This is a genomic window from Streptomyces sp. LS1784 (assembly GCF_020103755.1).
In the GTDB taxonomy this organism is placed as follows: Bacteria; Actinomycetota; Actinomycetes; order Streptomycetales; family Streptomycetaceae; genus Kitasatospora.
On the sequence record NZ_JAHSQD010000340.1, the window covers coordinates 1 to 9,069 of the forward strand.

Here is a 9,069-nt window from a genome sequence, read left to right on the forward strand (position 1 = left end):
GGCCGCGCGCAGGGCGGGCAGGGCGGCGCGGCCGCGGGCGCCGATCGCGAGCACGAGTTCGCCGGGGGCGGCGGTCGGCGGATCCTCCGGGTCGAGGATGGCGACGTCGCGCACCGGGACGTCCAGGCCCAGCGGGGCGGCCTGGAGTTCGACCAGCGGTTCGCCGAGGGACATCAGGAGTTGACGGAGCGGCAGGCCGGGGGTGGTCACGCCGGTCCTCCTTCATCCGCTCGGACAACGTTTTGTGGTTGATTTTAGCCGGGCGGACAGAGTTCAGGCCCGTCGATCCTGAATAGTTGATTCTGACTATCTGGGAATGGATAGTCAGTACTGACCAATTGATGAGGAACGCTCTCATGGCGAAGCGACGCAAGGTGTCGAACCCGCTGGCCCTCGCGGTCCTGGCCGAGCTCACGATCGAGCCGATGCATCCGTACGAGATGGGGCGCCGGCTCAAGGAGCAGGGCAAGGACCGCAACATCAAGTACAACCGCAGCTCGCTCTACATGGTCGTCGAGCAGCTGCGGAAGGCCGGGTTCGTCGCCGAGCAGGAGACCGTCCGCGACACCCAGCGCCCGGAGCGCACCGTCTACGCCCTCACCGAGGAGGGCAGGACGGAGCTCGACGACTGGATGTGTGAACTGGTCGCCGAACCGCAGTACGAGTACCCGGCGTTCGGGGTCGCCCTGTGCCTGCTGGCGGCCCTGCCGGTCGAGGAGTCGGCGGACCTGCTCGGCCGGCGGCTGGAGGCCCTGGACGAGCGGATCGACGCCACCCGCGCGCAGTTGCACAAGGTGGCCGGGATGGACATCCATCCGATGTTCGTCATCGAGGACGACTACGCCCTCGCGCTGCTGGAGGCCGAACGACGCTACACCGAGAACCTCATCGGACAGCTCAGGGATCCGGAATTCGGCCGGACCCTGGAGGAATACCTGGGGAGGATGGAATGAGCGAGACCCGCACCGCGAACAAGGCCCTGGTCATCGGCGGCGGCATCGCCGGACCGGTGGCCGCGCTGGCGCTGCACGAGGCCGGCATCGAGGCCGTCGTGTACGAGGCCTACGCGAGCTCCGCCGAGGGCGTGGGCGGAACTTTTATGACTGCGTCCAACGGGTTGGCGGCGCTCGCGGCCGTCGGCCTGGAGGCGGAGGTCGCCGCGATCGGCCAGCCCGTCGGCCGGATGGTCATCGAGGACGCCAAGGGCGGCGTCCTCGCCGAGATCCCCGAGGTGACCGGCCGGGTGATGCGGCGTGCCGAGCTGTACGCCGTGCTCCAGCGGCGGCTGCGGCAGGAGGGCGTCCCGGTCCGGTACGCCAAGCGGCTGGTCGGCGTCGAGGAGCGCGCGACCGGCATCACCGCCCGGTTCGCCGACGGCACCACCGCGGACGGGGACCTGCTGATCGGCGCCGACGGAACCCGCTCCGTCGTCCGCGGACTGATCGATGCGGCCGCACCCGGCCCGCAGTACACCGGCCTGATCGGGGTCGGCGGGTACAGCGCGCACCGGCTGGACGGCCCGCGCGCGGCCGGGGAGTCCATCCACTTCGCCCAGGGGCCCCGGGCGTTCTTCGGGTACTGGGCGCTGCGGGACGGTGCCGGGACCGCCTGGTTCAGCAACATCCCGCGCCCCGAGCAGCTGACCCCGGAACAGGCCCGGGCGGTGTCGCGGGAGGACTGGCTGGCGCTGGCCCGCGAGCGGCACGCCGAGGACCTGCCCGCCCGGGAGGTCCTGGCCGCGGCGGACGAGGCGAGCGTCGAGGTCTTCCCCCGGCTGGAGATCATGCCGTCCGTGCCGCACTGGTACCGCGACCGGATGGTGCTGGTCGGCGACTCGGTGCACGCCCCGTCCAACAGCTCCGGCCAGGGGGTCTCGCTGGCCGTCGAGAGTGCCGTCGAACTGGCCCGCTGCCTGGCCGGGCAGCTTGACCTGGGGCGGGCCCTGGCGGCGTACGAGGCGGCCCGGCGGCCGGTGGTGGAGGCGGTCGCGGCCAAGGCGGCGGCGGTGAACGGTCAGAAGGCGAGCGCCGGAGTGTGAGCCGGTGCCCCGGGCCGGGGGCGTGAGCCGGTGGTGCGGGGTGGTGTGAACGGTGTGGCGATCGGGGGCGGTTCGTGACCGCGGCGTGACCCGATTCGTCGGGCCGGACAACGCCGTACGGGGGAATTTAGCCGCCCGGCCAATCATGCGGGCCGGGCGGCTGGAATAGCGTTATTTCCGGTCGGCGTGCGATCACGCCGGATCTCACTGCAACCTCTCACAAGGAGAGCGTGCGCCCTGTGACTCCTCCCCTGGCGTGCCAGGGGCTTCTCACTCGGCCGAGCCGGCCTCATGACGGACAAGCCCTGCCCGATGCCTCAGGCATGTCGCAGAGCGCAGCAGTGCGGAAACCCTCCGCGCTGATGAATCTAGGAATCGCAGGAGCATCGATGGACGCTGTGACCCAGGTCCCCGCGCCGGTGAACGAGCCGGTCCACAGCTACGCCCCCGGGAGCCCGGAACGGGCTCGTCTGGAGGCCAAGCTGAAGGAGCTGGGCGGCCAGGAGCCGGTCCAGCTGACCATGACGATCAACGGTGAGCGCCGGATGGGCGGCGGCACCGAGATCCACGTCGTCCAGCCGCACAACCACGCGGCTCGGCTCGGCACCCTGCGCAACGCCACCCAGGCCGACGCGCAGGACGCCATCGACGCCGCCCTGGCCGCTGCCCCGGCCTGGCAGGCGCTCTCCTTCGACTCCCGCGCCGCGATCTTCCTCAAGGCCGCCGACCTGCTGGCCGGCCCCTGGCGCGAGACCCTGGCCGCCGCCACCATGCTCGGCCAGTCCAAGACCGCCCAGCAGGCCGAGATCGACACCCCCTGCGAGCTGGTCGACTTCCTGCGCTTCAACGTGCACTTCGCCCGCCAGATCATGGCCGAGCAGCCGATCTCCTCGGACGGCGTGTGGAACCGCAGCGACCACCGTCCGCTTGAGGGCTTCGTCTACGCGATCACCCCGTTCAACTTCACCGCGATCGCCGGCAACCTGCCGACCGCGCCCGCGCTGATGGGCAACGTGGTGCTGTGGAAGCCGTCCCCGACCCAGCAGTTCTCCGCGCACCTGCTGATGCAGCTGCTGGAGGAGGCCGGCCTGCCCAAGGGCGTCATCAACATGGTGACCGGCGACGGCCTGGCCGTCTCCGAGGTCGCGCTCAAGCACCCGGCGCTGGCCGGCATCCACTTCACCGGCTCCACCGCCACCTTCCAGCACCTGTGGCGCGAGGTCGGCAACAACATCGCCGGCTACCGCACCTACCCGCGGATCGTCGGCGAGACCGGCGGCAAGGACTTCCTGGTCGCCCACCCGTCCGCTGACCCGAAGGTCCTGAAGACCGCGATGACCCGCGGCGCCTTCGAGTTCCAGGGCCAGAAGTGCTCGGCGCTGTCGCGGGCCTACGTCCCGGCGTCGATCTGGGCCGGCCTCAAGGACGAGTTCGCCGCCGAGGTCGAGGGCCTCACCATGGGCGACGTCACCGACCTGTCCAACTTCATGTCGGCCGTCATCGACGAGCGCTCCTTCGCCAAGAACAAGGCCGCCATCGACCGCGCCCAGGCCGACCCGTCCGTGGAGGTCCTCGCCGGCGGCACCTACGACGACTCGGTGGGCTACTTCGTCCGCCCGACCGTCCTGGTCTGCCAGAACCCGTCGAGCGAGTACTTCAAGGACGAGTACTTCGGCCCGATCCTGGCCGTGTACGTCTACGAGGACGAGAAGTACGAGGAGATGCTGGCCCAGATGGAGTCGGTGTCCGCGTACGGCCTGACCGGCTCGATCATCTCCCAGGACCGCGCCGCGGCCCAGGACGCGATGCACAAGCTGCGCTTCGCCGCCGGCAACTTCTACATCAACGACAAGCCGACCGGCGCCGTCGTCGGCCAGCAGCCCTTCGGCGGCGGCCGGGCCTCGGGCACCAACGACAAGGCGGGCGCCAAGCAGAACCTGGCGCGCTGGACCTCGACCCGCTCGGTCAAGGAGACCTTCGTCCCGCCGACGGACTACCGCTACCCGCACATGGGCTGACCAGCCCTGCCCTTCTGATCGCACGGCTCGTCCAGTAGCCATCGGTCACCCGCGACGCCCGGTCCCGCAGCCGGGCGTCGCCCGCCGGGGCGGCGGATCCACCCGCCCGTCGCCCGCCGCCACCCCGCGTTGCGCGGCACCCCTGATTCCGCCGCCCCGGCCCTTCTGCCACCCTTGGAAACACCAGCTCCAGGAGTCACGATGCTCCGTTCCGTCCTTCTCGCGGCCTCCCGGTCCCCGCAGGTCCGCACCGTGGTCGAGAAGTTCCCCCCGACCCACGCGATAGTCGAGCGCTTCGTCGCCGGCGACGCCCTCGACGCGGCCATCACCGCCACCGACGACCTGATCGCCACCGGCCGCAAGGTCACCCTGGACCACCTCGGCGAGGACACCCAGGACGCCTCCCAGGCCGCCGCCACCGCCGAGGCCTACGAGCACCTGCTCAAGGCCCTCAAGGAGACCGGCCTCGCCGCCGGCGCCGAGGTGTCGGTCAAGCTGTCGGCCGTCGGCCAGTTCCTCCCGGTGGACGGCGAGAAGATCGCGCTGGAGAACGCCCGCCGGATCTGCGAGGCCGCCGCCGACGCGGGCACCACGGTGACCCTCGACATGGAGGACCACACCACCACCGACTCCACCCTCGGCATCGCGCGTGAGCTGCGGGCGGACTTCCCCTGGCTGGGCGTCGTGCTCCAGGCCTACCTGCGCCGCACCGAGGCCGACTGCCGCGACTTCGCCGGCGCCGGCTCGCGCGTGCGCCTGTGCAAGGGCGCCTACAAGGAGCCCGAGTCGGTCGCCTTCCAGGGCAAGCACGAGGTCGACCTCGCGTACGTCCGCGCCCTGAAGGTCCTGATGGCGGGCGAGGGCTACCCGATGATCGCCTCGCACGATCCCAACATGATCAAGATCGCCGGCCAGCTGGCCCAGTGGAACGGCCGCAAGCGGGACTCCTTCGAGTACCAGATGCTGTTCGGCATCCGCCCCGAGGAGCAGCTGCGCCTCGCCGGCGAGGGCAACACCATGCGCGTCTACCTCCCGTACGGGCAGGAGTGGTACGGCTACTTCATGCGCCGCCTCGCCGAGCGCCCGGCCAACCTGACCTTCTTCCTGCGCGCCATGGCCACCCGCGGCTGACCCAGGCGCCCACGGACCACGGCCCGCACCCCTGACGGGGGTGCGGGCCGTCGTGTACTCCCGGCTCTAGAGGAAGTCCTTGGTGTCCAGCTCGAACTCGAACGGGGCCGGAACCACGAGCGGTTCACCGAAGGCGGCGAGATGCACCTCGGTGTACTCCTCGCGGTGGGGCTTGCCGAACAGGCTCACTTGCGACTTCTCGCGGTCGATCAGCAGGTAGAGCGGGATGCCGGCGCGGGCATAGCAGTGTCGCTTGGTGATGCGGTCCTGGTCGGGCTTGCTCGATGTGACCTCGGCGACCATGGCCACACCGTCGGGTTCCATCCACGGCGGGGCGCCGCGGAAGAGGCGGAGTTCCCGTGGCGCGAACGTCGCATCCGGGATGACGTGGTTCTTCGGGCAAAGGCCGCCGCTGACAAGCCGGAGACCTTTGCCGCCGGACACTTGCATGTGGACCTTGGACTTGGCCTTCACCTGATCGATGAGAAGGTCGATGTAGTCCTCGTGATCGCCGTCCGGCGGTGGTGCCACGATGATCTCTCCCTCGATGAGCTCGGCTCGGAAGCCTTCGGGGGAGTGCAGGCTCAGGAAGCTCTCCAGCAGGATGTCGGCCTGCGATGGGGAGCCCGTGATCGGTTGCTCATGCGCCACAGCACTCATGATGCCCCTCCTTCAGAGGACCGTCACGCTAGTCGCGGCTCGGCCGGGCCGTGCCGTATACGACGGAGTCTCACTCGATGGTGTGAGTTTGAGGTCGGGCCTAGGATCTTCCTGCTGGTGAACTGGCTTTTCGAGCGGAGGAGTTGGGGATGCTGAAGGCCTTCGAGGGGCTGTCGACGCCGTTGGTGGCGGATGCCTGTGTACGGCTCGGGGTGGGGTTGCGGGTCGCGCCGGTGGGGGTGGCGGCGGTGGTGGCCGGGGCCCGGGTGGCGGGGCGGGCGCTGCCGGTACGGCACTACGGGAGCGTGGACGTGTTCCTGGAGGCGTACGGGGCGGCCCGGGACGGGGACGTGCTGGTGATCGACAACGGCGGGCGGATTGACGAGGCCTGCATCGGGGACCTCGCGGTGCTGGAGGCGCGGGCCGCCGGGGTGGCCGGGATCGTGGTGTGGGGACTGCACCGGGACACCCCCGAGCTGCTGGAGATCGGGCTGCCGGTGTTCAGCTACGGGGCGCTGCCGCTCGGCCCGGTGCGGCTGGACGACCGGGAGCCGGAGGCGCTGCTGACGGCGAAGTTCGGGCCGCACCCGGTGAGCGCCGAGGACGTGGTGTTCGCCGACCCGGACGGGGTGCTGTTCGTGCCCGCCGACCGGGTCGCGGAGGTGCTGGAGACGGCCGGCGCGATCGCCCGGACCGAGCGCGCGCAGGCCGGGCGGATCGCCTCCGGGGACACGCTGCGCCGGCAGACCGCCTTCGACGCGTACCTGGAGCGGCGCGCCGCCGACCCGGCGTACAGCTTCCGGCAGCACCTGCGGCGGGTCGGCGGGGCGATCGAGGAGTAGGCCGGTCAGAGCGGCCGGTACATGACGTGCAGGCCGACGTAGCCGTCCACCGGATGGAGGAAGGCCTCGGGGACGGTGCCGACGATCTCGAAGCCGAGCGACTCGTAGAGCTTCACGGCGTGGTGGTTGTTGGCGACCACCGCGTTGTACTGCATGGCGCGGAAGCCGGACCGGCGAGCCCAGTCGAGGGTGTACTCGACCAGGGCCCGCCCGATCCCCTTGCCGTGGTGGGCCGGGTCGACCAGGTAGCTCGCGCTGGCCACGTGGGAGCCGTTGCCGGGGCGGTTGCGGTTCATGTTGGCGGTGCCGAGGATCCGCCCGTCCTCGTCCACGGCGACCACCGTGCGGTTCGGGGCGGCGAGCATCCACCACTCCCGGCCCAGCTCGGAGGGCATGTCCAGGGGGTAGGGGAAGGTCTCGCCGGCGGCGACGACGGTGTGGAAGAACGGCCAGATGGCGGGCCAGTCGTCGGGGGTGGCCTCGCGGATGTCGAAGGGCATCGGACCAGAATGGTCCCCGGCGAGTCGGCGGGCCACCGGTTTTGTGCGGTTCCGTCGGTCGGGGCCGGTCGTCGGGGGAGCGGGTCAGCCGCCGAGGACGGCGTCCTCGACCAGGGCGGCGGTGTGGGCCTGGCCGGTGGCGTTGGGGTGCACCACGGCGTACTCGAGGGGGAGGATGCTGGTCAGCACGCCGTCCAGCCAGTGGTCGGCGTCGCAGACGCTGTGGCCGGCGCCGGCGCGGTAGAGGTCCACGAAGGTGTCGCCGTGGGCGGCGCTGCCCCGGGCGATGAGCGCGTTGAGCGGCTCCACGAGCGCGGTGCGGGCCCAGGCGAGGTCGCCGGTGGTGAAGGTGCCGAACTGCAAGGGGTTGCCGTACTGGCAGAGGGCGGCGTCCTCGGGGACGAGGTGCGGGTAGCCGACGGTGAGGACCCGGGCGGACGGGGCCTTGGCGTGCAGTGCGGTCAGCATCCGGTCGTAGTCGTTGCGCAGCCGGGCGAGGCGGTCGGGCAGGCCCGCGTCGAACTTGTCCTTGCAGGGCGTGCCCTGGCCGAGATGGACGGCGCCGAGTTCGATGCAGCCCTTGAGGATCTCGGCGAAGCCGAGGTCGTTGCCGCCGATCCCGACGGTGACCAGGTCGGTGGCCGGGTCGACGGCGTCGATCTGCGGCGGGACGGGCGGGTAGGGGGCGTTCGGGTCGGTTCCGAGCGGCGGGAGCGGGCGGCCGAGCGGGGACTGCGCGTGCGCGTCGACGGCGTCGGTGGTGGCGCCGCTGCAGCTGACGTTGCGCAGCGTGACCAGGGAGCCGAGGTCGCGGCGGATGATCTCGGGGTAGGACTCGACGGTGCGGGCGCAGCCGTCGCGCGGCTCGGTCTCGTCGCCGGTGGCCTCGATGACCCCGGCCGTGTAGGAGTCGCCGAGGGCCGTCCACCGCAGTGCGCCGGCGCGGCCGCCCGGTCGGGCGGCCGCCTGGGCGGTGGTCGGGGTGATCAGCCCGGCGGCGAGCGCGGTGGCAGTACCGGCGACGGCGAGGCGGGACAGGAAGCGTGGCACGGCTCTCCTCCTCGGGGTACGGGGGAGAGCGCGATTCACCCCCCTTGAGAGTCAATCGAGTCGCCACGTGGGTGACTTGATGCCTCAGGGGGGTGAATCCGCGGGCGCGGCCGTGACGCCGCGGGGCAGGGTGTTCCTAGAGCGCCGCGGCGGCGGGCTCGATCATCGCCCGGGCGGTCTTGCCGTCGACGTACTCGCCGAGTGCCGTCATCTCCCACTCGCCGCCCGGACGGCGGACCAGCTTGCACATCATCACACCCGTGTGCGGCTCGGAGTTGGTGAGGTCGAAGCGGACCAGCTCCTCCTCCGTCCGGGCGTCGAGCAGGCGACAGTAGGCGTCGCGCACGTCGGTGAACTTCTGGCCGGAGAAGGAGTTGACGACGAAGACCAGCCCGTGGACCTCGGCCGGCAGGCCCTCCAGGTGGACGGTGATCACCTCGTCGTCGCCGCCCTCGCCGCCGACCAGGTTGTCGCCGGAGTGGGAGATCGCGCCGTTGAAGATGTTCAGCTTCATGAACCAGGCCGTCTCCAGCCGCTTGTGCCGGGCGTCGAAGGCGAGGCAGGAGGCGTCCAGGTCGATGTCGCGGCCGCGGGCGGTGGACTTCCAGCCGAGGGCCATCCGGACGGAGGAGAGGAAGGGACGGCCGTTCTTGACCAGGGAGACCGAGCTGCCCTTGACCAGGTTGATCCGGCCCTTGTCCAGGGTGATCTTCCCGGGGGCGGTCGGGGCCGGGGGCGCGGCGGGCGCCGGGGCTGCCGTGGGCGGGGCCGGGACGGTGGTCTGGCCGGTGGCGAGGGCGATCCGCGGGTCCACCGGGGCGGAGACCGGC

At 71.2% G+C, this 9,069-nt stretch carries 9 protein-coding genes and 1 pseudogene; 5 read left to right on the top strand and 5 right to left on the bottom strand.

From position 1 onward, the window contains the following. A pseudogene (locus tag KS423_RS29910) lies at nt 1–210 on the bottom strand (PucR family transcriptional regulator); the annotation flags it as partial. 146 nt (nt 211–356) lie between these two features. Here KS423_RS29910 and KS423_RS29915 point away from each other — a divergent pair. From KS423_RS29915 to KS423_RS29930, 4 genes are all read left to right on the top strand, one after another. Continuing rightward, nucleotides 357–953 carry a PadR family transcriptional regulator gene (locus KS423_RS29915; RefSeq protein WP_224282897.1) on the top strand — a complete coding sequence of 199 codons (597 nt, stop codon included), beginning with the start codon at nt 357–359 and terminating at the stop codon, nt 951–953. Continuing rightward, complete coding sequence (locus KS423_RS29920) at nt 950–2,038, top strand: FAD-dependent monooxygenase (protein WP_224282898.1); 1,089 nt, start codon at nt 950–952, stop codon at nt 2,036–2,038. The genes KS423_RS29915 and KS423_RS29920 overlap by 4 nt, the downstream gene beginning before the upstream one ends. Nucleotides 2,039–2,427: 389 nt before the next feature. Beyond that, nucleotides 2,428–4,056: an L-glutamate gamma-semialdehyde dehydrogenase gene (gene pruA, locus KS423_RS29925; protein WP_224282899.1), complete on the top strand. Its 1,629-nt coding sequence runs from the start codon at nt 2,428–2,430 to the stop codon at nt 4,054–4,056. Nucleotides 4,057–4,257: 201 nt separating this feature from the next. After that, complete coding sequence (locus KS423_RS29930; RefSeq protein WP_224282900.1) at nt 4,258–5,187, top strand: proline dehydrogenase family protein; 930 nt, start codon at nt 4,258–4,260, stop codon at nt 5,185–5,187. A gap of 66 nt (nt 5,188–5,253) precedes the next feature. Here KS423_RS29930 and KS423_RS29935 read toward each other — a convergent pair whose 3' ends face one another. After that, a complete protein-coding gene (locus tag KS423_RS29935; protein WP_224282901.1) occupies nt 5,254–5,847 on the bottom strand; it encodes a Uma2 family endonuclease in 594 nt (197 codons plus the stop codon). Nucleotides 5,848–5,996: 149 nt separating this feature from the next. Between KS423_RS29935 and KS423_RS29940 the strand changes: the two genes are divergently transcribed. Beyond that, a complete protein-coding gene (locus KS423_RS29940) occupies nt 5,997–6,689 on the top strand; it encodes an RraA family protein (RefSeq protein WP_224282902.1) in 693 nt (230 codons plus the stop codon). 5 nt (nt 6,690–6,694) lie between these two features. Here KS423_RS29940 and KS423_RS29945 read toward each other — a convergent pair whose 3' ends face one another. The 3 genes from KS423_RS29945 to KS423_RS29955 all read right to left on the bottom strand — a co-directional run. Further along, nucleotides 6,695–7,189: a GNAT family N-acetyltransferase gene (locus KS423_RS29945; protein ID WP_224282903.1), complete on the bottom strand. Its 495-nt coding sequence runs from the start codon at nt 7,187–7,189 to the stop codon at nt 6,695–6,697. Nucleotides 7,190–7,273: 84 nt separating this feature from the next. Then, the gene (locus tag KS423_RS29950; protein WP_224282904.1) at nt 7,274–8,239 is read right to left on the bottom strand and encodes an SGNH/GDSL hydrolase family protein; all 966 of its coding nucleotides are present in this window, start codon (nt 8,237–8,239) and stop codon (nt 7,274–7,276) included. Nucleotides 8,240–8,375: 136 nt separating this feature from the next. Further along, nucleotides 8,376–9,069: TerD family protein (locus KS423_RS29955; RefSeq protein ID WP_224282905.1), on the bottom strand; the 694-nt coding region annotated here is incomplete at its 5' end.

Coding starts and splice junctions, on each gene's coding strand:
- KS423_RS29915 (WP_224282897.1), top strand. CDS start 357: ATGGCGAAGCGACGCAAGGTGTCGAACCCGCTGGCCCTCGCGGTCCTG.
- KS423_RS29920 (WP_224282898.1), top strand. CDS start 950: ATGAGCGAGACCCGCACCGCGAACAAGGCCCTGGTCATCGGCGGCGGC.
- pruA (WP_224282899.1), top strand. CDS start 2,428: ATGGACGCTGTGACCCAGGTCCCCGCGCCGGTGAACGAGCCGGTCCAC.
- KS423_RS29930 (WP_224282900.1), top strand. CDS start 4,258: ATGCTCCGTTCCGTCCTTCTCGCGGCCTCCCGGTCCCCGCAGGTCCGC.
- KS423_RS29935 (WP_224282901.1), bottom strand. CDS start 5,847: ATGAGTGCTGTGGCGCATGAGCAACCGATCACGGGCTCCCCATCGCAG.
- KS423_RS29940 (WP_224282902.1), top strand. CDS start 5,997: ATGCTGAAGGCCTTCGAGGGGCTGTCGACGCCGTTGGTGGCGGATGCC.
- KS423_RS29945 (WP_224282903.1), bottom strand. CDS start 7,189: ATGCCCTTCGACATCCGCGAGGCCACCCCCGACGACTGGCCCGCCATC.